Source organism: Streptomyces sp. NPDC002076 (assembly GCF_053593835.1).
Window position 1 is genome coordinate 113,286 of record NZ_JBSFDI010000001.1, and the last position, 20,975, is coordinate 134,260.

Genomic DNA, 20,975 nt, shown 5'->3' on the forward strand with positions numbered 1-20,975 from the left:
CATCCATGCTCGTCCGTGACGCCATGAGCACGGTGATCCTCACCGTCGGCCCCGCCCACACCCTTCGCCAGGCAGCCGCCCTGATGTCCGCCCGCCGGGTCGGCGCCGCCGTCGTCCTCGACCCGGACGCCGGCGGCATCGGCATCCTCACCGAACGCGACATCCTCAACTCCGTCGGCCTCGGCCAGAACCCCGACACGGAACGCACCCACGCCCACACCACCACCGACGTCGTCTTCGCCGCCCCGACCTGGACCCTGGAGCAGGCCGCACGCGCCATGGCCCACGGCGGCTTCCGGCACCTGGTCGTCCTCGACCGCGGCGAGGTGGCCGGCATCGTCTCGGTTCGCGACATCATCCGCTGCTGGGCCCCGACCCGCGAGCCCGCAGCGGTGCTCTGAGCAGTCCCGGGCAAGGCATGTGACCGAGCGGAACGGGCCGGACCCCGAGCACCAGGGGGTCCGGCCCGCCCAGCGGCACCGGGCGTGCCGCCGATCCGTTGCCCCCGACTGAATACGGCCGACTCGATACGACCGACTCAGCCGCGCAGCGCCTGCACCGCCGCCTCCAGCCGCTTGCCGAAGCCGGCGTCGGCGTTGCGGAAGTTGCCGATGGCGCGCTCGAGGATGTCCTCGCGCGAGACCTGGGAGACGGCACCCGCCAGGTCCGCGATCAGGCGCTCCCGCTCCTTCTCCGACATCAGCCGGTAGAGGTTGCCCGCCTGCACGAAGTCGTCGTCCTCGGCGTGCACCGGCGTCGCGTGGTTGCCGGTGGAGCCGTCGACGGAGACCGGCTGCCACAGCGGACGGCCGGTCGGCTGCGGCCCGCCGAAGCTGTTCGGCTCATAGTTCTTCGGCCGACGCGGCGACGTACCAGTGCTGTCCTGTGGCCAAAGCCGTGCCCGATCCCACATTGGACAAGCTCTAAGTTAGATATCGATCCAAACTCACACCTATTCCCGTCCTGGTCCCCCTTGCTGTTAGGCTGGTCTCCATGAGCGACCTTCTGGAACGGCTGCGTGGACGCGGATGGCGGATGACCGCGCAGCGGCGCGTCGTCGCCGAGGTCCTCGACGGCGAGCACGTCCATCTGACGGCCGACGAGGTCCACGCACGGGCTGTCGCGAAGCTGCCCGAGATCTCCCGGGCGACCGTCTACAACACGCTGGGTGAGCTGGTCTCGCTCGGCGAGGTACTGGAAGTCGCGACGGACAAACGCGCCAAGCGCTACGACCCGAACGCGCACCGGCCGCACCAGCACCTGGTCTGCGCCCGGTGCGGCGCGATCCGCGACGTCCACCCCACGGGCAACCCGCTCGCCGACCTCCCCGACACCGAGCGTTTCGGCTTCACGGTGTCGGACGTCGAGGTGACGTACCGGGGGCTGTGCCCGGACTGCGCGCGGGCGTGAGCGAACGCTGAAGAGGGGGCGGAAGCCCCCTCTTTCATTCTGTCCTGCGCTCCTGGATCTGCCGGATCTCCTGGATACGACTGAGGGCCGGAATCCATCTCTGGATTCCGGCCCTCGGCCTTCAGTAGCGGGGACAGGATTTGAACCTGCGACCTCTGGGTTATGAGCCCAGCGAGCTACCGAGCTGCTCCACCCCGCGTCGGTGAACACGACATTACGTGAGGGAGGTCGACGGAAGCAAATCAGTTACCGGGGACGTGGCGGGGCTCACGCCGAGAGCTCCTCCCGCAGCGCGTCCCGCAACCGCCCCGCCCGCTCCGAAACCTCCGCCGGCCCCAGCTCGACCGCGCGGTCGGCCCACCGCTGGCCCTCCGCCAGCTCCCCCCGACGCGCGTAGACCAGAGCCAGCCGCAGCGCCGCCCGGCCGTGCCCGGCGTCAGCCGCTCGCGTCCACCACACCGCGGCCTCCGGCTCGCTCCCCTCCCGCGCGAGCAGCAGCCCGAGGTTGAAGGCGCCGTTGCGCGACCCGGCCTCCGCCGCCGCCCGGTACCAGCGCGCCGCCTCGACCACGTCACCCCGGGCCGCCGCGAGCATCCCGACCCGCACCTGGGCTCGCCGGTGCCCCTGGGTGGCCGCCCGCTCGTACCACTCCTCGCACTCGGTCTTCTCGTGCACGATCTCGCCCAGCTCGTGCGCCGGCTCCGGCGGCCGCCGCGCGTCGAGCAGCGCGGCCAGGCGGTACGCCGCCTCCGCGCTGCCCCCGCCCGCCGCGCACCGCAGATGCCGCTCGGCCTCCTGCTCCTCGCCCGCGCGCAGCCGGGCGATCCCGACCTGGAGCGCGGCCTCGGTGTGCCCGGCGGCGGCCGCCCGCTCGTACCAGCGCAGCGCCACGGTCTCCTCGCCGCGTCCGGCGTAGAGGATGCCGAGGTTGAACGCGGCGTCCACACTGCCGGCCTCGGCGGCCTTGGAGAACCACGGCTCGGCGCCGGTGGTGTCGCCGCCCTGGAGCAGCAGGATGGCCAGCGCGTTGGCGGCCTCCCGGTGCCCGGCGTAGGCGGCCCGCCGGTACCACTGCTCGGCCTGCGCGGTCCGCCCCTGCTCGGCGCAGAGCAGCCCGAGGTTGTAGGCGCCGTTGTCGTCACCGGCGTCCAGCGCCGCCCGGTACCAGCGCTCGGCGGTCTGGGTCTCGCCGCGCTCGGCGTGCAGTGCGCCGAGGGCGTTGGCCGCGTTGCCGTCGCCCTCCTGGGCCGCGCGCAGCCACCACACGGCCGCGCTCTCGGTGTCCCCGGCGTCGCGCAGCAGAAAGCCGAGCGCGCAGGCGGCGCGGGCCTCGCCGTCCTTGGCGGAGGTCAGATACCAGCGCCCGGCCTCCTTCAGATCCCCGCGCTTCTCCAGGATCGCCCCGAGGTGCAGCGCGGCCCGCCGGTGGCCGCGCGCGGCCGCCTGTCGGTACCACTGCTCGGCCTCGGCGACAGCGTTGTCGGCCCCGGCCTCGTCCTCACGGCCGGCCGTGTCGAGCGCGCGCGCCAGCCGGTAGGCGGCCTCCCGGTGCCCCCGCTCGGCCGCGGCCCGCATCCAGTGCTCGGCGCCGACGTCCCCGCGATGCTCCAGCAGGTCGGCGAGCGCGTAGGCGCCGAGGACATGGCCCTGCTCGGCGGACTGGCGCAGCCAGTACTCGGCGGCGGGCTCGTCCCCGCGCTCTCGGTGGTAGCGGCCCAGGGCGTGCGCGGCGGCCGCGGAACCGGCGACGGCGGCGATGCGCCACCAGCCGGCGGCCTCCTCGGGGTAGCCGCGCTGGTGCAGCAGGACACCCAGGTTGTTGGCGGCGGCCCGGTCACCGGCCGCGGTGGCGGCTCGCAGATGGGTTTCGGCTCCGTCGAGGTCGCCGCGGCGCAGCAGCATGGATCCGAGGACGCTGGCGGCCTCGGCGTCGCCGCTCTGCGCGGCGAGTCCGAGGCGTACCTCCTCAGCGGCGTCCCCCGTGTCGGTCATCTCGTCACGGGACGGTTCCTCACCGGAAGGCTGCACAAATCGCCCTGACTCGAACAGAGTTGCCTTGTCCCCCATAACGTCCATCGTCGCACCACCTGCAACCTGGGTACACCCGGTATACCGCAGCCCGTGAGGTCACTTCAGCGTTTTGTCGACATGCCCACAGGACGACAAGTCAAACACACACCCCTCAACTCCCCACGGCGGCGCGGCCGTCCCTCCCCTCAGCACATGAGTTCGCACACCACGAAGGCCCGGATCCCTTGGGATCCGGGCCTTCGACTGCAGTAGCGGGGACAGGATTTGAACCTGCGACCTCTGGGTTATGAGCCCAGCGAGCTACCGAGCTGCTCCACCCCGCGCCGTTGCCTGTCAACCGTACCACGACGTGGGGCGCCCTTGATCAAGTGCCCTTTTTGCCGGTGCTCTTGTCGGCGTTCTTGCCAGCGCCGGACTGACCGGCCTTGGCCTCCGCCTCCCGCGCCCGCTGCAGCGCGTCCTTCAGGTCCCTCTGGGCCTTGGCGTACGCGGTCCAGTCCGGTCCGTTCGGCGCCTGCAGGGCCTTCTGCCCGGCGTCGTACGCCTTCTGGGCGTCGTCCAGGGCCTGTTGGACGGTCGGGTTGGCGGACGTGGGCGGATTGGGGGTGCCGGTGTCCGGCGGGGTGGTCGAACCCTGTACCCCGAACACCTTGTTCAGCGCCTCGTCCAGGGTGTTCTCGAAGGCCGTCTTGCCGTTGTAGGTGACCAGAACCTTGCCCAGCAAGGGGTACTTCAGCTTGCCGCCGAGGACGTAGACCGGCTCCGCGTACAACAGTCCGCCGTCGAGCGGCACGGTCAGCAGATTGCCGTACTCGACCTTGGAATGTCCCCGGGTGAGCAGGCTGATCGTCTCCGCGATGTCCGGCCGGGAGTTGAACTGGCTCTGCACCTGTTTGGGACCGTCGGCCGTCGTGCTGGTCGGCAGTTTCAGGATTCTGATCTTGCCGTAGTCACTGGTGCCCGGGGCGGAGTCGACCGCCATGAACGCGCTGAGGTTGTCACGTCCGTTCGGCGTGAACGTCGTCGTCAGCGAGAACGACTGCCTGCTCTGGTCCGGCATCTTCATGCTCAGGTAGTACGGCGGCACCGCGCTGCCCGAGTCGTTGGTCGGGTCGTCGGGCACCTGCCAGACCTCGCTGCCGGTGAGGAACGTCTGCGCGTCCGTCACGTGGTAGCGGCTGAGCAGCTCGCGCTGGACCTTGAACAGATCCTGCGGATAACGCAGATGGGCCAGCAGGTCCTTGGAGATGGCGCTCTTCGGCTGCACCGTGCCCGGGAACGCCTTCATCCAGGTCTTCAGCACGGGGTCCTGGGTGTCCCACTGGTACAGCTTGACCTCGCCGGTGTACGCGTCGACGGTCGCCTTCACCGAGTTGCGGATGTAGTTGACCTGGTTCTGCTGGGCCACCACCGCGCGGTTGTTGTTGGCGGCGGTCAGCGAGTCGGCCGTCGTGTCGCCCAGGGTCGTACGGGAGGAGTACGGGTAGCCGTTCGACGTCGTGTACGCGTCGACGATCCACTGGATATGACCGTCCACGACCGCCGGATAGGCGTCCCCGTCGATGGTCAGCCAGGGGGCGACCGCCTCCACGCGCTCCTTGGGCGTGCGGTTGTACAGGATCCGCGAGCCCTTGCCGATCGCGCCCGAGTAGAGGATCTGCGGCTCGTTGAACGCCACCGCGTACGCGGCCCGGTTGATCGGATTGTCGAGGTTGACGCCGCTGTTGCCGGTGTAGCTGAAGGTCTTCTCGTCGCCGTTGTCCGCCGAGTAGTCGACCTCCTTCTGCGGCCCGCCGACGATGGAGTACGTGGTGGTCTTCTCGCCGTAGTAGACGCGCTGTTCGTACGTGCCGAGGTCACCCTTGGACGGCAGGTTGGACTCGGTGAAGACCGGCTGGCCCTGGTCGTCGGCCTCGGTGCCCTTGGCGGCGACCACGCCGTAGCCGTGTGTGTAGCGGAAGTGGTCGTTGATCCAGTTGTTCTTCGGGACGCCGTCCAGGTTCAGCTCACGCAGGCCGATGACCGTGTCCTGTTCCTTGGCGTCCTTGGCGTCCTTGCCGTCCTGCGGGGGGTAGCGGTCGACGTCCAGATTGGTCGGGAAGGCGTAGTAGTTCTTCATCTGCTGCGCCTGCTGGAACGTGGGCGAGACGATGTTCGGGTCCATGATCCGGATGCTCGCCGCGTCGTCCGCGTCACCGCGCAGCCTGGTCGTGTCCGAGGTCGTGGACTTGCCTGCGTACTCGGTGACCTTGGTGTCGTCGATGCCGTACGCCTCGCGGGTCGCCTTGAGGTTCTTCTGGACGTACGGGGCTTCCTTGGCCTGCTCGTTGGGCTGGACCTGGAACTTCTGCACGATCGCCGGGTACAGCCCGCCGATCAGGATCGCGGAGAGGACCATCAGGCCGAAACCGATGACCGGCAGCTGCCAGGTGCGCCGCCACAGCGTGGCGAAGAACAGCAGCGCGCAGATGACGGCGATGCAGAACAGGATCGTCTTCGCCGGCAGATAGGCGTTGGCGTCGACGTAGCGCAGGCCGGTCCAGTTGCCGGTCGCCTTGAAGTCGCTGGACTTCACCGCGAGGCCGTACCGGTCGAGCCAGTAGGCGACCGCCTTGAGGGCGACGAAGATCCCGAGCAGCACCGACAGGTGCCCGGTCGCGGCGGCGGTGGCCCGCGCGCCGGGGCTGGTGACGCGCAGCCCGCCGTACAGATAGTGCGTGAGCGCGGCGGCGATCAGGCACAGGACGGCGGCGGCGAAGCCGAAGCCGATCAGAAAGCGGTACCAGGGCAGCTCGAAGGCGTAGAAGGAGATGTCGAGGTGGAACTGGGGGTCCTTCTGGTGGAAGGGCACGCCGTTGACCCACATCAGCCAGGTCCGCCACTGGCCGGCGGCGGAGGCGCCGGCGATCAGCCCGACGAGCGCGGTGACGGCGAGCAGCAGCCACTTCTTGTACGGCGCGATGCCCATCCGGTAGCGGTCGAGGCTCTGCTGCTCCATGGACATGGCGCTCAGCGGGGGCCGCAGGCGGTGCGCGAGCCAGATGTTGACCCCCACGGCGACCGCCATCAGCAGACCGAAGACGAAGAAGAGACCGATCTTGGTCCACAGCGTGGTCGTGAACACGGACGAGTAGTGCACCGACCGGTACCACAGCCAGTCCGTCCAGAAGCCCGCGAACATGGTGAACGCCATGCCGAGGACGGCCAGGACGCCCAGCGTCATGAGCAGGGTCCGGACACCCCGGGACGGTCGTCCCGCTCTGATCCGCGGCCCCGTCGGGCCTCCGCCGCGGTCCGGCATCTGGAAAGCCAAGGTGCGCACCTCGAAGTTCGCTGTCGATCCGTCAGGCCCTCGTGTTCGCGGACCCGCCGTGGCCCCCCGTGATCGCGGACCCACACCTATGCAACTTACTCACGCGTTCCTCGGTTCCCGATTCCGGTGTGGAACGAGGCAGGATTGTGACCATGTCCAACACTCCCATGGCAGCGAGCCCGCTCACCCGGGCCGTACTCGAGATCGACGAGTACGTCTCCGGCCTCGGCTGGGACCAGCCCGCTCGCCTCTTCGCCCTTGTCGACACCGCACGGCTGCGGGCCCAGGAGCCCGCGCTCGCGGCCCAGCTGGGCCTTGAGGACGAGTCCGCCTCCGCCGGTCTCACCCCGATCGAGCAGGACGAGATCCCGTCCGGCAGGCCGCTGGACGAGTTCCTCGGCACCATCGCCTGGCCGGACGCGGTGGCCGGCTGCGCGCTCTCGGTGGAGCGCCTGATGCTGCCGCCGTCCGCCGAGGCTCAGGTGCCGAAGAACCTCAGCGAGGCCAAGCTGGCCCAGTGGGTGGCCGACCACCCCGAGCGTCAGGAGGTGCGCATGACGGTCGCGGTGCTGCGCGACGGCGGCCGCGAGTCGGCACTGCGGCTGCGCGAGAAGGACTCCCCGACGGAGGTCCTGACCGGCCCGGACCTGGTGCCCGGCCTGGCGGCGGCCCTGGCGGCGACCTTCGCGGACTGATCCGGCCGGGTTCGGTACGGCGCTGGGGGCGCCCCCGCCTCAGGGGGCGCCCCCAGCCGTGTCACGGGCCGGTCAGCTCTTGGTGGTGCACTTGGGCAGCGCCGCGGTGTTCCCGCTGCGGATGTCCTTCAGCGCGCCGAGCGCGTCGCCGATGTTCTTCACCTTGACCAGGGTGAGCCCGCTCGGGGTGTCCTTGGCGGCGGCCGCGCAGTTGTCAGCGGGCGTCAGGAAGTACTGGGCGCCCTTCTCGCGTGCGCCGACGGTCTTCATCTCGACGCCGCCGATCGGCCCCACGGTGCCGTTGTCATCGATGGTGCCCGTACCCGCGACGAACTTGCCGCCGGTCAGGCTGCCCGGGGTCAGCTTGTCGTAGATGCCGAGGGCGAACATCAGACCGGCGCTGGGCCCGCCGACGTCGGCGAGCTTGATGTCGATGCTGAACGGGAACGTGTGGTCGGTCCCGGCCGAGATACCGACGATGGCCCGCTTGGCGCCGCTGTCAGTGGAGGTTGCCGTGGTGATCGTGACGTCCTGCGTCTTCGTCGCTGTCTTGTGCGCCTTCTCGGCGGCGGCCTGCTCCTTGGCGGGGACGACGGTGAAGACGACCTTCTGCCCGGGCTTGTGCCGGGTGACGAGCTTGGCGACGTCGGTGGGCTGCTTCACGGCCGTGCCGTCGACGGCCTTGATCACGTCACCGGCGTGCAGCCTGCCCTGGGCGGGCGAGTCCTTGACGACGGTGGAGACGATCACCCAGGACTTCACCGGGATGCCCAGTTCCTTCAGGGCGGCGACCTTGGCGCTCTCCTGGGACTGGCTGAACTCCTCGGCGTTCTGCTGCGAGGACTGCTCCTCGGTCGTCCCGTTCGGGTACAGCGTGTCGTGCGGGACGACCTTGGTGTCGTGGTCCAGCCAGCCGTAGACGGCCTCCACCAGGTTCATGCGGAAGTCCGCGCTGGTGACCCGGACGGTTGTCATGTTCAGGTTGCCGCTGGTCCTGTACGTGTCGTGCCCGTTGATCTGCAGCACCGGCTCGCCGTCGTGGTTCCCGAGCGTGTTCACGGTCGGGCCGGGGGACATCTCCGAGTACGGCACGGGGATGAGCACTCCCGCGCACAGGAGCGCGATCAGCATCAGGGTGGAGGCGAGCATCGTCGCGGTGCGGCGTGGCATGCCACGACAGTACGGGACGCCTCTGTCAGCGCACCGTCAGGGCACCCCCGTCACGCCCCGCCGGCACCCGTGTGGGATCTCTCCATGGCCTCGCGGAACCGGGCATACCCGTCCAGCTCCGGGCCGTCACCGCGCACCTTACGAGTCCGATTGGCCCAGCTGCCCCACAGTCCGCCGCCGACCGCGGCCACCAGCGGAATGAGCAGCCAGACAAGCGCCCCCATGCCGACCTCCCAACGCCATGAGCGTCCGCAACTGACTGATCAGCAGATTAACCATCCGCACTGACAACGCTCACGCGAGGGTGCCGGTTACGCAACACGGGGTAGCCCGTGTGCTCCGAGTGACCTAGCTCAGCAGGCCCCGACCCGCCCTCCCGTCACCCGACCACCGCACCCGACGACGGCGCTACGCGCCGACCCATTCATCGGTGCCGTCGGAGAACCTCTGGTGCTTCCAGATGGGCACTTCGTGCTTGAGGTCGTCGATCAGCTTCCGGCAGGCGTCGAAGGCCTCGGCCCGGTGGGGACAGGCGACGCCGACGACCACGGCGAGATCCCCGACCCGCAGGTCCCCCACCCGGTGCACGGCGGCCAGCGCCCGCACCGGGTACTCGGCCACCACCTTCTCCGCGATCCGCCGCATCTCGGCCTCGGCGCTGGGATGGCAGGAATACCCGAGGGCGTCCACGTCCGCACCCCCGTCGTGGTTCCGCACCGTCCCCACGAACAGGGCGATGCCGCCGGCCGCGGCGTCCCCGACGGCCTGGAACACCTCGTCCACGGAGAGCGCGGTCTCCCGGACACCGATCAACTTGATGGGATCCTGTGCCGCCTGCTCACCGGGGTGTTCGTTCGCGTGTGCCATGCCCCCATCGTGCCGCACGCCCGTGACACCGGGGAATACGAGATTCACCAGGCACGCACGCGGGGCGTTTTGGATGCTTGTACGACTCAGCCGCAGGCACGGAGCCCACCCCGCCCGGCCGCACCGGTCTCAGACCCGCCGCCGAGCCTTCCGAGCCCGCCGGACCACGGCGGCCGCGCCGAGCAGGGCGACCGTCGCCCCCGCGGCCCCCGCGGCCGTGGCGTCCTTGCGTCCCAGCCGCCGCCCGGCCACCGTGTGCCGCCCGGAGACCTCCTCGAGCAGCTCCGCGAGCACCTCCTCGTTGGTCCACCCGGGCCGCCACCCGGCGTCGTGCAGCCGGCTCCCGCTGACCACCCACGGGTACATCGTGTAGGCCAGATCCCCCGCCGGGGACGGCGTGAGCCCGATCCGGTGCAGCCGGGCCGCCGCGCCCAGCGCCACCGCCGACGGCAGCTCCATCCGCCGGATCCCGCTCAGCTCCTCGACCTCCTCCTGCTCCAGCCACCCGTCGCAGCCGACGGCCAGCTCCCCGTCGACCTTCTCCAGGACCGCGTACTCCAGGGCACTGCACAGGTCCTCGACATGGCAGAACTGCCACGCGGGCCGCGACCCGGCCACGACGAGCAGCCGCGGCGACTCGAAATAGCGGGTCAGCGCCGTGTCGGTACCCCCGACCAGCACGGCGGGCCGTACCACGGTGACGTTCAGCCCCGGATGCGCCCGCGGCGCCCGCCGGGCCAGCCGCTCGATCTCCAGCAGGTCCCCCACCCCGGTCGCCTCGGCGGTCGCGCGCAGCTCGGCGTCCTCCGAAAGGGGCAGCTCGTTGTCCGGCAGCGCGCCGTAGACCATCGCCGAGGTGCACAGCACGACCCGGTGCACACCGGCCGCCGCTGCGGCCGTCAGGACGGTCTGCGTCCCCCGGACGTTGTAAGCGGTGCGAGCGGCCGGATCGGTCTCCAGGTCCAGGTCGAGCGCGAGGTGGACGACCACGTCGGCGCCCCGCAGCTTGTCCGCGATGGCGGGGTCGCGCACGTCCAGGATGTGCCACTGCGCCTCGGCGCACTCCCCGCGCCGCTCGTCGATGGCGATGACCTGCTTGATCTCCTCGGAGGCGGCGAGCCGCTCGGTGAGCAGGGCACCGACCCCGCCGGCGGCGCCGGTGACCGCGACAACGGGGCCGCGCACGGCGGGAGAGGTTGACGGGTTTCGCGCTGCGCGAACCTGCGGATCTGGGGAACTCACCGGGCGTCTCCAGCGGTTGTCTTCAGTACGGGCGCGAGTGACGCGCACGTACCAGGTGCATCCATCCTGCCGCAGGCCTGCCGTGGGCGAAGCACCGAGGCCCGATCGGGTCCGGGTGTCTACGCTTGGTGTTGTCGGGCAGCCGCGCCGCCGGAGAGAACCGGTGGCCTTACCAGCCGAGGAATCCCGTGAGTGACACCCCATTCGGTTTCGGCCTTCCGCCGGAGGAGCCGGAAGACGGCGACGAGGGCAAGAAGAAGGACCAGCAGAGCGGTGGTGGGCAGGGACCGGCCAATCCGTTCGGCTTCGGCGGCCTGCCCGGAGCCGGAGGCTTTGGCGGCCCCGGCGCCGACAATCCGCTCGCAGCGATGTTCGGATCGCTGAACCCCACCGACCTGGGCGCCGCGTTCCAGCAGCTGGGCCAGATGCTCTCCTACGAGGGCGGCCCGGTGAACTGGGACATGGCCAAGCAGATCGCCCGCCAGACGGTCGCCCAGGGCACCCCGGACGGCACGAAGGACGCCAGCGTGGGCCCGGCCGAGCGCAGGGCGGTCGAGGAGGCCGTCCGCCTGGCCGACCTGTGGCTGGACGACGCGACGTCCCTGCCGTCGGGCTCGGCCTCGGCGGTGGCGTGGTCCCGCGCGGAGTGGGTCGAGGCGACCCTGCCGGCCTGGCAGGAGCTGGTCGACCCGGTCGCCGAGCGGGTCGGGGCGGCCATGGGCGACGTCCTGCCGGAGGAGATGCAGGCCATGGCGGGCCCGCTGATCGGCATGATGCGCTCGATGGGCGGCGCCATGTTCGGCACGCAGATCGGTCAGGCCGTCGGCGTGCTCGCGGGCGAGGTCGTCGGCTCCACCGACATCGGCCTGCCGCTCGGCCCGGCCGGCAAGGCCGCGCTGCTCCCGGCCAACGTGGAGGCCTTCGGCAAGGACCTCAGCGTGCCGCAGGAGGAGGTGCGGCTGTATCTGGCTCTGCGTGAGGCGGCCCACCAGCGCCTGTTCGCGCATGTGCCGTGGCTGCGCTCGCATCTGTTCGGTGCGGTCGACGGGTACGCGCGCGGGATCAAGGTCGACACCGCCAAGCTGGAGGACGTGGTCGGCCAGTTCGACCCGCAGAACCCGGAGCAGCTGCAGGACGCCCTGCAGCAGGGCATGTTCCAGCCGGAGGACACGCCGGAGCAGAAGGCCGCCCTGGCCCGGCTGGAGACCGCGCTGGCGCTCGTCGAGGGCTGGGTGGACGCGGTGGTCCACGCGGCCGCGAAGCCGCGTCTGTCGTCGGCCGACGCCCTGCGCGAGACCCTGCGCCGCCGCCGTGCCACGGGCGGCCCGGCCGAGCAGACCTTCGCCACCCTGATCGGCCTGGAGCTGCGCCCGCGCCGGCTGCGCGACGCCTCCCGCCTGTGGGCCTCGCTCACGGACGCGCGCGGGGTCGACGGCCGGGACGGTCTGTGGGCCCACCCGGACATGCTGCCGACCGCGACCGACCTGGACGACCCGGACGGCTTCGTGCACCGCGAGCAGCTGGACTTCTCCGAGCTGGACAAGATGCTCGGGGAAGCCGCCGACAAGCCGGACCTGCGCAAGAAGGACGACGGCGAGGCAGAGGGCGACGACGCCGAGTGAGCCTGCACGACGACGCGGTCCTCGTCCTGAAGGGGTACGAGGACCAGGACGAGCTGCGCCAGGCCTACCTCGACCATCTGGCGGCCCACCCGGACGGCATGTGGAAGGCCTGCGAGGCCGGCCATGTGACGGCGAGCGCCCTGGTCATCGATCCCGAGCGCGGCAGGGTGCTGCTCACCCTGCACAAGAAGCTGCGGATGTGGCTCCAGATGGGCGGCCACTGCGAACCGGGCGACCCGTCGCTCGCGGCGGCGGCCCTGCGCGAGGCGACGGAGGAGTCCGGCGTCCCCGGGCTCACCCTGCTGACCGGCGGCCCGGTGCGCCTGGACCGGCATCCGATCCCGGCGCCCTGCCACTGGCACTACGACGTGCAGTACGCGGCCCTGGCACCACCCGGCGCCGTGCAGGCGATCAGTGACGAGTCGCTCGACCTGCGCTGGTTCCCGTACGACGAGGTGGCCGACGTGGCCGACGAGTCGGTCGTACGCCTGCTGGAGGCGACGCGCGCCAGGCTGTGACGGTGTGAGCGTGGCCCGGTGTGAGGGGTGGCCACCATGGGCGGCCACCCCTCACCTGTCGGCTCAGCTCCAGACGTTCCCCTGGTTCTGCCCGCGTGCCCCGTGCTGCCCCATGCCGAACTGGGCGGCGAGGCCCTGTCCGATCACCGCGTTCTGCGGCGGCAGCAGCTCGCTGGGCTGGACCAGCGCGAAGCCGGACCCCATGAAGCTCAGCTCCCAGCCCTCACCGGTGTTGCCGCGCCGGCGCCACACTCCGGAGGAATGCGTCTGCGCCTGCATCTGCACGCGCAGCCCGGTGGACCAGGCGACGATCGCGTCCGCGTCGCAGTTGACGTACTTGTCCGGCGTCACCTGCATCAGCAGCGGCGCGCCCGACGTCATCAGGGCGACCCTGCCGCGCCCGGTGATGTTCAGCTGGTACTTCCCGGAGCCGGAGATGCCGTAGAGGCTGTCGACGGCGACGACCTCGTAGTGCAGCGAGGAGTCCATGGCGAGGACGTAGGAGCTGTCGACGGTCAGCCCGTCCTGCTCGACGTCCATGATGTGCACGTGCTGGGCCAGGTTGGCGAGATACACCGTGCCCTGCCCGTGACAGCGCATCAGGTCCAGGCCCTCGCCGGTGTACGCACGCGCGCGTGCCTGGTTGTTGTTCTGGTACTCGGCGTCGAACTCCATCAGCCCCTGGTAGGCGACCATGGTGCCCTTGCGGGCGAGGATGTCGTCGTGGCCCTCCAGGGTGACTCGGAGCAGCTGCGAGTTCTGCAGGCTCCAGCGCTCCTGCGTCTGGACGTCGTTGTGCGCGAAAAGCGGGCTCTGCATGGCTTGGTGACTCCCCCTCAGCCCCGGATCCGGAGGCGGTCGGTGCTGTCCTCGCTGGGCTGGACGACGACGATGCCCTGGCCGGAGAAGGCCATCTGGTAGGCCTCACCGCTGCCCCGGCCGATCAGCGACTGCGCCTTGAAGCTGCGCTTGCCCTTCACCTTCAGGTTCGGCGACCAGGCGACGAGCGCGTCCGGGTCGACGTAGGTCTCGTCCTCGCCGCCGCCGCAGTCGACGACGATCGGCTTGCCGCGGGAGGTCAGCGCGACCCAGCCCTGCCCGGAGATCCTCGTGTTCCACAGCCCCTGCCCGGCGAACTTCGCCAGACCCTTCACCCGCTCCACACCCCAGCTGAGGTGGGCGTCGAAGGCGAGCAGATTGGTGGCGTTGACAGAGATGCCGTCGCCGTTGAGGTTGATCACGACGACGTTGGCGCCGTAGTCGGCGAGGTAGAGCAGGCCGTCCCCGGTGCACTTCATCAGGGGCGCGCCCTCGCCGGTGATCCAGTCGCGGGCGATCTGGCGGACGGCCGGCGGGTTGGGCTCGTACTGGATGAAGCCTTCGTAGGCGACCATCGAGCCCACGCGCGCGAGAAGGTCGTTCCCGGTCTGCATGGCGACCTTCAGCATGTGGCTGCCGTGGTTCTCCATGCGGGCGGTGACGGGTGCGGGGGCGTAGCCCGCGAGCGGCTGGTTCATGACGGGCTCCCCTTAGACCTCGTACGGCTGGACGACGATGAAGTTGCCGGGCGCGCCCCGGAACTGGAGGTTGACGCTCTCGCCGGTGTCGCCCGGGTAGGCGTTGCGGCGCATGCGGACCTGGCTGGAGACGATCACCTGGGAGGCGGCCGACCAGGCGACGACCGCGTTGCAGTCGGCGAAGGTGGTCGGCGTGACCGGCAGGACCACGGGCGTGCCGTGCGTCTTGACGACGATCGTGCCGGTGCCCTGGAACTGCATGGTGAACAGCGCGCCGCCGGGGATGCCGTGGCCCTCGATGCGGCGGACCTCGTAGTGGAGGCTCTCGTCGAAGGCGAGGACGTTCTCCGCGGACACGCAGATCGCGTCGCCCTGCAGCTCGACGGGGTGCACATGGGTGGCGTTCTCGGCGAGGAACACCTGGCCGTTGCCGGTGCAGCGCATCAGCTGCATCTCCTGGCCGGTGGCGTTGCCGACGATCCGCCCGGCGAATCCGGCGCCCTTGTAGCTGAAGTCGACCTTGCCCTGGTAGAGCACCATGCTGCCCTGCCGGGCCAGCACGGGCTGCCCGCCGATGCCGAGGTCGACGCGGATGAGCTTCTTGTTCTGCTGCGTCCAGCGCTGGCCGGTGGGCGTCTCCTTGTACATCTGCAGCGCGGCCGTCACACCGGCACCGCCCTGCGGGGCGCCCTGCGGCACTCCGTAGCCGGCGGGCTGCCGGCCGGGTACCTGCCCGTAGCCCGGGGGCATGGGCGCGGTGGGCTGTCCGCCGTAGGAGGGCGGCTGCTGGCCGTAGCCCGGCGGCATCGGCGCGGCCGGCCGGCCGCCGTAGGACGGCTGTTGGGGCGGCTGGCCGTACGGCTGCTGGGGCTGTCCGAACGGTGCGGGGGCCGGGGCCGGCGGCGGGACCGTGCCGCCGACGGGCGGGGTCATGGGGGCGATGACCGTCGGCGCGGCGTGCACGTCCGGCGCGGGCGCCGGGGCGGGGGCCGGGGGCGGGGTGTGGCCCTGCGGGGCGTGGCCGGGCGGCGTGAAGCCCTGCGGAGGTGTGGCTCCGGGCGGCGGCGCGAAACCCTGGGCGGCGGGCTGTGGCGCGGCGGGGGCGGGGGCGGCCGGGGCGGCGAACGCGGGCGGGGCAGCGGCCTGGGCAGGCGGGGCGAAGCCGGGGGCGGCACCGGTCTGCGGCTGTTGCGGGGCGGCGGGCGCCTCCTCCTCCAGCACTTCACCGCCGAAGTTCTTCAGCAGCGCCTCCAGTCCGCCGTCGAAGCCCTGCCCGACGGCGGCGAACCGCCACACGTCCTTCAGGTAGATGTCGCCGACCATCACGGCCCGCTCGGTGGAGAACTCCGCGCCGTTGAAGGAGTACCGAGCGACCTCCTCACCACCCGCCACGATCCGCAGGTAGCCGGGGGCGATCTGCGACATCTGCCCGGCGCCGTCGATGGTCGCCGTGAAGGCCAGCTTGTGGATGTGCGGGGGGATCCGGTCCAGCGTGACCCGGAACGACTCGGTGTCGCCCGCCTGGGCACCCAGCAGATGGATGGACTCCTCAGGGGACTTCGGCTGGTTGAAGAAGACGAAGTACCGGTCGTCCGAGAGGCGCTCGTCGGCGTCCAGACCGAAGCAGCTGATGTCGAAGCTCAGCCCGGGGCCGGAGATCTGCACGCCTACGTACAGATCCGTGCCCGCCGTGAGGTCACTGATCCTGGCCTTGTGGCCGCGTTGGAATTCCCTGGCCATGCGTAACGACCGTCCCCCATCCCGAATACGAGTGCGTCGCGCCAGGCTAACGGCAAAGTCCGACAGCGGACGCAGCCGGTACAGACCCGGTACACAACCGCGCCCGCAGGAGGACGGACGGCGCCGGGTTCACCCCCCGCGCGCCCCGGGCACATGCGGCAGCCGTTCCGCGGCGACCACCCCTTCGAGGTAGCCGCGGGCCCGCTCGGTGCGCGGATACGCCTCCAGCAGCCGCCAGAAGTCCGGCCCGTGACCGGGGACCAGCAGATGGGCCAGCTCATGGCAGAGGACGTAGTCGACGACGTACTCGGGCATCCCCTGCAGCCGGTGCGAGAGCCGGATGCTGCCCTCGGCCGGGGTGCACGAACCCCAGCGCGTGTTCTGGTTGGTGACCCAGCGTACGGAGGCGGGGCGCGCCCGGCCGTCGAAGTACTGCGCCGACAGCCGCTCGGCACGCTCGGCCAGCTCGGCGTCGCCGAGTGCCCGCTTGCTCTCCTGGGCAGCGAGTTTGTCGAGCATGACGGTGATCCAGCGCTGTTCCTCCGCCTTCGACATCCGGGCGGGAATCAGTACGACGGTGCGATCGCCCTCGCGGTACGCGGAGACCGTCCGGCGGCGCCGGGAACTCCTGCGGACCTCGATCGCGCTCGCCCCCGAGCCGCCGGGCGGCTGGCTCGTCGTGCTGCGCTGTGGAATTCCGGCGCGGTGCAGTGGGTCGGCGGGCACGCCCCGACGTTACCCGCTGGGCAGGGCCGACGTCCCGGCTCCGGAACGGTTCGATGCCGATCCCCCACCGTGCGTTTGATTCCTATGATTCCTACCACTGATCCGCACATCCGGTTTACGGGGCTCCGCACCAGCGGTTTGTCGCCACTTTCCGACCGATTCGTTGCGCTTTGCCCGGTCGGCCTATACGACAAATACCCTCACCCTGTGGATAACCCTCGGCGCCGGGCCGACGGGCACGGCATGCTGGCAGGCGTCGGTGGAGCGTGACCGGTTCCACCGACGACGAGATGTTCGGGATGCTTTCCACGAATACGGGGGCCAGTCATGCATCCGGTGATGAAACCCGCGCTGCGGCGCGGCTGGCGTGATCGCGAGACCGTGCAGTTCGGTATGACCCAGGCGCACGCGCTGACACTGGGACCGATGGACCCGGCCACGCGCGGCTTCCTCGATCTGCTCAACGGCACGCGCGGGCTGCCGCTGCTCCGCGAGGAGGCCCGCCGCATGCGGCTCCCGGCCGGCCATGTCGACACCCTGCTGGGACGACTGACCCGCGCGGGCCTGGTCGACGACGCGCGCGGCGGCGGACCCGCCGCCGACGCGCTGCGCGCCAAGACGCAGGTCCTGGGGCGGCTGCGCCCCGACCTCGCCGCGCTGTCCCTGACCACGGCCGAGCCCGGCGGCGCGCTCGCCCGGCTCGCCGCCCGCCGCGCACTGCGCGTCCAGGTGCGGGGCGCGGGACGCGTCGGCGCCGTGCTGGCGTCGGCGCTGTCGGGCGCCGGAGTCGGCGAGGTCGACGTGCGCGACGTGGGACACGTCGAGCCGTGGGACGTGGCGCCGGGCGGGCTGCCCGCCGAGTCGCTCGGCGAGCGCCGGGACACGGCGGCGCGGGCCGCCGTGCGCCGTGCGGCACCCGACCGCCCAACGCGCCGCGCCCACTCCCCCGGATCCGGCGCCCAGGACCCCGGGTTCTCCCTGGTGATCCTCACTCCCCGGGACGACGTCGCCGTGCACGCACCGGACCCGGCCGACGCCGAGCCGCTCCTGGCCTCCGGAACGCCCCACCTGTACGCCGGTGTCGTCGAGGGCACCGGAGTCGTCGGACCGCTCGTCCTGCCCGGCGCGTCGGGCTGCGCCGGCTGTCTGCACCTCGACCGCAGGGACCGGGACCCGGCCTGGCCCAGGCTGACCGCCCAGTGGCGGTGCGCCAGGGCCCGCCGGGTCGGGGCCTGCGATCTGACGCTCGCCACGACGGTCGCCGGACTGGCCGCGGCGCACGCGCTCGCCTTCCTCGACGGGGAGTCGCCGTCCAGCACCGGCACCCGCTGGGAGGTGTCCACGCCCGGCCTGAACTGGCACGCCCGACCGGTCCGGCCGCATCCGGCATGCGGGTGCGGCGCTGCGGACAGACCTAAGGAGGAGCACTCCTCAACCGCCGGCGAAGCACGCGCGACAATGGCGGTGCAACGGCCGTCGACGGAGCGACGACGCAAGTCAGGCGCGGCGCGGCCGACTGGGACTTGGAGGGCGCATGTCTGATCTTCCCCGGAAGGCGGTCACCCGTACCGCCAAGCTCGCCGCGCTCCCGCTCGGCTTCGCCGGCCGGGCGACCTGGGGGCTGGGCAAGCGGATCGTGGGCGAGTCCGCGGAGATCGTCGGCCGGGAACTGCAACAGCGCACGGCGGAGCAGCTGTTCAAGGTGCTGGGCGAGTTGAAGGGCGGTGCGATGAAGTTCGGGCAGGCCCTGTCCGTCTTCGAGTCCGCGCTGCCCGAGGAGATCGCCGGGCCCTACCGCGCCGCCCTGACCAAGCTCCAGGAGGCGGCGCCGCCGATGCCGACCCGCACGGTGCACGCGGTGCTCGCGGAGCGGCTCGGGCCGGACTGGCGCGAGCTCTTCGAGGAGTTCGAGGACAAGCCGGCCGCGGCGGCCTCGATCGGGCAGGTGCACCGGGCCGTGTGGCGCGACGGCCGTGAGGTGGCGGTCAAGGTGCAGTACCCGGGCGCCGGCGAGGCCCTGCTCTCCGATCTCGGCCAACTGAGCCGTTTCGCCCGCCTCTTGGGCCCGCTGATTCCCGGTATGGACATCAAGCCGCTCATCGCGGAGCTGAAGGACCGCGTCTCCGAGGAGCTGGACTACGGACTGGAGGCGCAGGCCCAGACCGCCCACGCGGAGGAGTTCGCGGACGACCCGGACGTGGTGGTCCCGGCGGTGGTGCACCAGTGCGATCAGGTCCTGGTGACCGAGTGGATCGACGGCATCCCGCTGTCAGAGGTGATCTCGGACGGCACCCCGGAGCAGCGCGACCGCGCCGGCCAGCTCCTGGCCCGGTTCCTCTTCTCGGGTCCGGCCCGCACCGGCCTGCTGCACGCCGACCCGCATCCCGGCAACTTCCGGCTGCTGCCCGGCGGCCCGGAGGGCGAGGACGACTGGCGCCTGGGCGTCCTGGACTTCGGGACGGTCGACCGGCTGCCCGGCGGTCTGCCGACTCCGATCGGCATCTCGCTCCGTATGACGCTGGACGGCGAGGCCGAGACGGTCTACGAACTCCTCTGCGAGGAAGGATTCGTGAAGGAGTCCATAGAGCTGGACCCCGACGCGGTCCTCGACTACCTGCTGCCGATCATCGAACCGGCCCGGGTCGAGGCGTTCACCTTCAGCCGTAGCTGGATGCGCAACCAGGCCGCGCGCATCGCCGACCCCCGCTCCCCCGCCTATCAGCTGGGCAAGCGGCTCAACCTGCCGCCCGCCTATCTGCTGATCCACCGGGTGACCCTGAGCACCATCGGTGTCCTGTGCCAACTCGGCGCGACGGTACGACTCCGCGATGAGCTGGAGGACTGGCTGCCGGGATTCGTCCTCGACATGCCCGAGGACGAGCTGGACGACGAACTGATGGACGACGAACTGCCCGAGGAGGAGCCTGCGGCGGAGGCGTGATCCCGTGATCCGGGGTGCCTCGGATCGGGTGACCGGCGATTCTCGAAAGCGGGGCGGGAGGGAGGGGGAGGGGGGAGGGGCCCCGAGAAGCGGCTCACCACCAGGACGAGTCCAGCCGCCCCTCGATCGCCCTCAGGTTCTCCCTGGAGCAGGTGTCGCAGAAGTACTGGCGGACGCCGTTCTCCACGGAGCAGGTCCAGGTGGCCGGCTGGGGGCCTTCGGCGGGGGTTCCGCAGCGGGCGCACACCAGAACGCGGCGCTCCGGGGTGGAGCCGCCCTGATCACTTCCTCCGGGAAGACTCGTCACCCGGCGACGATAACTCCGCAGGCGGCGGAACGCCGTACAACGCACCGCGGGGGCCGGTCCGTTCAGCCGGACCGGCCCCCGCTCGAGAAGGCTTCGCCTCCCGGGCCGGGAGGCCGCCGCTTCCGCAGGCGTGATCGTTACTGCATGACCGCCATGGCGAGCGCGCGCCGGGCGCGCAGCGAGGCGCGCTCGGCCCGGCGCTGCATCCGCTCGGCGACCGCCAGGCGTACGGCCCGGCGCTCCCGCGCGGCGTCATGGAGTCGCTCGTCCATATGCGCACGAGCCAGGGCTTCTTGCATGAGTTGCATCTCTCGGGTCCTGTTCTGGCGCGCTTCGGTCGCGCCGGTGGTGGTGACGTCTGGAGTCGCGGAGCCTGCGGGCTCGCTGGTGGACGGCTTCATCGGGGCCTGCTTCTTGGGGTCGTGCGTGAGGGGACGGTCGATCGTTCCTGCGGTGTTCATGCCGTGACCGGGTTCTTCCGCGGGCGACCACGCGGCCGCTTCCGGGCGACGACGACACCCTGGACGAACAGCTCGCCACCCCAGACGCCCCAGGGCTCACGCCGCTCCTTGGCGCCGGCGAGGCAGGCCTCGATCAGCGGGCAGGTGCGGCAGAGGGACTTGGCGTACTCGACGTCCGCCGGCGACTCGGCGAAGAAGACCTCCGGGTCGTAGGAGCGGCAGGGGACGGGTACGCCGAGGTTCTCAATGGCGTCGTCGAGCGCGGTGAGCGCGGTGAGGGGGGTCAAGGTGGAGTCCTCCGTGAGGCCGGGCGGGGGGATCGTTTGCGAAGGCGGTACGGACGGGGCGTGCGCTTCGAGTTGCACGGTTGGTCTTCCTCGTCTGGTCGGTCCGGCCGGTTGACCGGGTGTCGGCT

At 71.2% G+C, this 20,975-nt stretch carries 20 protein-coding genes, 2 tRNA genes and 1 pseudogene; 7 read left to right on the plus strand and 16 right to left on the minus strand.

The genetic code is table 11. The annotated features are described in order from the left end of the window. The first annotated feature begins 5 nt into the window (after positions 1–5). Entirely contained in the window at positions 6–401 is a 396-nt protein-coding gene (locus tag ACWCQS_RS00535; protein ID WP_388620648.1) for a CBS domain-containing protein, read from the plus strand. A 137-nt stretch (positions 402–538) separates the two neighbouring features. Here the strand turns inward: ACWCQS_RS00535 and ACWCQS_RS00540 are convergent. Next, a pseudogene (locus ACWCQS_RS00540) lies at positions 539–853 on the minus strand (catalase-related domain-containing protein); the annotation flags it as partial. Positions 854–993: 140 nt separating this feature from the next. On the opposite strand from ACWCQS_RS00540, the gene ACWCQS_RS00545 reads away from it, so the two are divergent. Continuing rightward, positions 994–1,410 carry a Fur family transcriptional regulator gene (locus ACWCQS_RS00545; protein ID WP_228623407.1) on the plus strand — a complete coding sequence of 139 codons (417 nt, stop codon included), beginning with the start codon at positions 994–996 and terminating at the stop codon, positions 1,408–1,410. A 125-nt stretch (positions 1,411–1,535) separates the two neighbouring features. On the opposite strand, the gene ACWCQS_RS00550 is transcribed toward ACWCQS_RS00545, so the two are convergent. The 4 genes from ACWCQS_RS00550 to ACWCQS_RS00565 form a co-directional block, all read right to left on the minus strand. Next, a tRNA-Met gene (locus ACWCQS_RS00550) sits at positions 1,536–1,609 on the minus strand. 68 nt (positions 1,610–1,677) lie between these two features. After that, entirely contained in the window at positions 1,678–3,486 is a 1,809-nt protein-coding gene (locus ACWCQS_RS00555; RefSeq protein ID WP_451002451.1) for a tetratricopeptide repeat protein, read from the minus strand. Positions 3,487–3,690: 204 nt separating this feature from the next. Then, a tRNA-Met gene (locus ACWCQS_RS00560) sits at positions 3,691–3,764 on the minus strand. Between the two features lie 41 nt (positions 3,765–3,805). Beyond that, complete coding sequence (locus ACWCQS_RS00565) at positions 3,806–6,742, minus strand: UPF0182 family membrane protein (RefSeq protein ID WP_451002994.1); 2,937 nt, start codon at positions 6,740–6,742, stop codon at positions 3,806–3,808. A 164-nt stretch (positions 6,743–6,906) separates the two neighbouring features. Here ACWCQS_RS00565 and ACWCQS_RS00570 point away from each other — a divergent pair, with 164 nt between their 5' ends. Next, positions 6,907–7,449, plus strand: coding sequence for a PPA1309 family protein (locus tag ACWCQS_RS00570; RefSeq protein ID WP_451002452.1), 543 nt, complete (start codon positions 6,907–6,909; stop codon positions 7,447–7,449). 72 nt (positions 7,450–7,521) lie between these two features. Here ACWCQS_RS00570 and ACWCQS_RS00575 read toward each other — a convergent pair whose 3' ends face one another. From ACWCQS_RS00575 to ACWCQS_RS00590, 4 genes are all read right to left on the minus strand, one after another. Next, the gene (locus ACWCQS_RS00575; RefSeq protein WP_451002453.1) at positions 7,522–8,619 is read right to left on the minus strand and encodes a YlbL family protein; all 1,098 of its coding nucleotides are present in this window, start codon (positions 8,617–8,619) and stop codon (positions 7,522–7,524) included. Positions 8,620–8,669: 50 nt separating this feature from the next. Next, complete coding sequence (locus tag ACWCQS_RS00580) at positions 8,670–8,843, minus strand: hypothetical protein (protein ID WP_385316635.1); 174 nt, start codon at positions 8,841–8,843, stop codon at positions 8,670–8,672. Between the two features lie 184 nt (positions 8,844–9,027). Beyond that, on the minus strand, positions 9,028–9,486 hold the full coding sequence (locus ACWCQS_RS00585) for a molybdenum cofactor biosynthesis protein MoaE (protein WP_388620637.1): 459 nt from the start codon (positions 9,484–9,486) through the stop codon (positions 9,028–9,030). A gap of 129 nt (positions 9,487–9,615) precedes the next feature. Then, positions 9,616–10,728: an SDR family oxidoreductase gene (locus ACWCQS_RS00590; protein WP_388620634.1), complete on the minus strand. Its 1,113-nt coding sequence runs from the start codon at positions 10,726–10,728 to the stop codon at positions 9,616–9,618. 188 nt (positions 10,729–10,916) lie between these two features. On the opposite strand from ACWCQS_RS00590, the gene ACWCQS_RS00595 reads away from it, so the two are divergent. Both ACWCQS_RS00595 and ACWCQS_RS00600 read left to right on the plus strand, forming a co-directional pair. Further along, positions 10,917–12,350: a zinc-dependent metalloprotease gene (locus tag ACWCQS_RS00595; protein WP_451002454.1), complete on the plus strand. Its 1,434-nt coding sequence runs from the start codon at positions 10,917–10,919 to the stop codon at positions 12,348–12,350. Then, a complete protein-coding gene (locus ACWCQS_RS00600) occupies positions 12,347–12,868 on the plus strand; it encodes an NUDIX hydrolase (RefSeq protein ID WP_451002455.1) in 522 nt (173 codons plus the stop codon). Before ACWCQS_RS00595 ends, ACWCQS_RS00600 begins: the two co-directional genes overlap by 4 nt. A gap of 63 nt (positions 12,869–12,931) precedes the next feature. Here the strand turns inward: ACWCQS_RS00600 and ACWCQS_RS00605 are convergent, their stop codons facing one another. The 4 genes from ACWCQS_RS00605 to ACWCQS_RS00620 all read right to left on the minus strand — a co-directional run bounded on the left by ACWCQS_RS00605 (position 12,932) and on the right by ACWCQS_RS00620 (position 16,851). Beyond that, entirely contained in the window at positions 12,932–13,687 is a 756-nt protein-coding gene (locus tag ACWCQS_RS00605) for an AIM24 family protein (RefSeq protein WP_451002456.1), read from the minus strand. A gap of 17 nt (positions 13,688–13,704) precedes the next feature. Further along, positions 13,705–14,385 (minus strand): AIM24 family protein, encoded by a 681-nt coding sequence (locus ACWCQS_RS00610; RefSeq protein WP_451002457.1) that lies wholly within the window; start codon positions 14,383–14,385, stop codon positions 13,705–13,707. Between the two features lie 12 nt (positions 14,386–14,397). Further along, positions 14,398–16,125, minus strand: a complete 1,728-nt coding sequence (locus tag ACWCQS_RS00615) for a TerD family protein (RefSeq protein WP_451002458.1) — start codon at positions 16,123–16,125, stop codon at positions 14,398–14,400. Between the two features lie 129 nt (positions 16,126–16,254). Next, entirely contained in the window at positions 16,255–16,851 is a 597-nt protein-coding gene (locus ACWCQS_RS00620) for a M48 metallopeptidase family protein (RefSeq protein ID WP_451002459.1), read from the minus strand. A gap of 327 nt (positions 16,852–17,178) precedes the next feature. Here ACWCQS_RS00620 and ACWCQS_RS00625 point away from each other — a divergent pair, with 327 nt between their 5' ends. Both ACWCQS_RS00625 and ACWCQS_RS00630 read left to right on the plus strand, forming a co-directional pair. Beyond that, entirely contained in the window at positions 17,179–18,393 is a 1,215-nt protein-coding gene (locus ACWCQS_RS00625; RefSeq protein WP_451002460.1) for a TOMM precursor leader peptide-binding protein, read from the plus strand. Continuing rightward, positions 18,386–19,792, plus strand: a complete 1,407-nt coding sequence (locus ACWCQS_RS00630) for an ABC1 kinase family protein (RefSeq protein WP_451002461.1) — start codon at positions 18,386–18,388, stop codon at positions 19,790–19,792. Before ACWCQS_RS00625 ends, ACWCQS_RS00630 begins: the two co-directional genes overlap by 8 nt. 94 nt (positions 19,793–19,886) lie before the next feature. Here ACWCQS_RS00630 and ACWCQS_RS00635 read toward each other — a convergent pair whose 3' ends face one another. The 3 genes from ACWCQS_RS00635 to ACWCQS_RS00645 all read right to left on the minus strand — a co-directional run bounded on the left by ACWCQS_RS00635 (position 19,887) and on the right by ACWCQS_RS00645 (position 20,925). Continuing rightward, entirely contained in the window at positions 19,887–20,099 is a 213-nt protein-coding gene (locus ACWCQS_RS00635) for a hypothetical protein (protein WP_451002462.1), read from the minus strand. A 137-nt stretch (positions 20,100–20,236) separates the two neighbouring features. Then, a complete protein-coding gene (locus ACWCQS_RS00640) occupies positions 20,237–20,560 on the minus strand; it encodes a hypothetical protein (protein ID WP_388620605.1) in 324 nt (107 codons plus the stop codon). Further along, positions 20,557–20,925: a WhiB family transcriptional regulator gene (locus ACWCQS_RS00645; RefSeq protein ID WP_023546912.1), complete on the minus strand. Its 369-nt coding sequence runs from the start codon at positions 20,923–20,925 to the stop codon at positions 20,557–20,559. Before ACWCQS_RS00645 ends, ACWCQS_RS00640 begins: the two co-directional genes overlap by 4 nt. Between the last annotated feature and the right edge of the window lie 50 nt (positions 20,926–20,975).

Excerpts from the sequence above, each read along its gene's own strand:
- ACWCQS_RS00535 (WP_388620648.1), top strand. The coding sequence starts at position 6 with ATGCTCGTCCGTGACGCCATGAGCACGGTGATCCTCACCGTCGGCCCC.
- ACWCQS_RS00545 (WP_228623407.1), top strand. The coding sequence starts at position 994 with ATGAGCGACCTTCTGGAACGGCTGCGTGGACGCGGATGGCGGATGACC.
- ACWCQS_RS00555 (WP_451002451.1), bottom strand. The coding sequence starts at position 3,486 with ATGGACGTTATGGGGGACAAGGCAACTCTGTTCGAGTCAGGGCGATTT.
- ACWCQS_RS00565 (WP_451002994.1), bottom strand. The coding sequence starts at position 6,742 with ATGCCGGACCGCGGCGGAGGCCCGACGGGGCCGCGGATCAGAGCGGGA.
- ACWCQS_RS00570 (WP_451002452.1), top strand. The coding sequence starts at position 6,907 with ATGTCCAACACTCCCATGGCAGCGAGCCCGCTCACCCGGGCCGTACTC.
- ACWCQS_RS00575 (WP_451002453.1), bottom strand. The coding sequence starts at position 8,619 with ATGCCACGCCGCACCGCGACGATGCTCGCCTCCACCCTGATGCTGATC.
- ACWCQS_RS00580 (WP_385316635.1), bottom strand. The coding sequence starts at position 8,843 with ATGGGGGCGCTTGTCTGGCTGCTCATTCCGCTGGTGGCCGCGGTCGGC.
- ACWCQS_RS00585 (WP_388620637.1), bottom strand. The coding sequence starts at position 9,486 with ATGGCACACGCGAACGAACACCCCGGTGAGCAGGCGGCACAGGATCCC.
- ACWCQS_RS00605 (WP_451002456.1), bottom strand. The coding sequence starts at position 13,687 with ATGCAGAGCCCGCTTTTCGCGCACAACGACGTCCAGACGCAGGAGCGC.
- ACWCQS_RS00610 (WP_451002457.1), bottom strand. The coding sequence starts at position 14,385 with ATGAACCAGCCGCTCGCGGGCTACGCCCCCGCACCCGTCACCGCCCGC.
- ACWCQS_RS00615 (WP_451002458.1), bottom strand. The coding sequence starts at position 16,125 with ATGGCCAGGGAATTCCAACGCGGCCACAAGGCCAGGATCAGTGACCTC.
- ACWCQS_RS00625 (WP_451002460.1), top strand. The coding sequence starts at position 17,179 with ATGCATCCGGTGATGAAACCCGCGCTGCGGCGCGGCTGGCGTGATCGC.
- ACWCQS_RS00630 (WP_451002461.1), top strand. The coding sequence starts at position 18,386 with ATGTCTGATCTTCCCCGGAAGGCGGTCACCCGTACCGCCAAGCTCGCC.
- ACWCQS_RS00640 (WP_388620605.1), bottom strand. The coding sequence starts at position 20,560 with ATGAACACCGCAGGAACGATCGACCGTCCCCTCACGCACGACCCCAAG.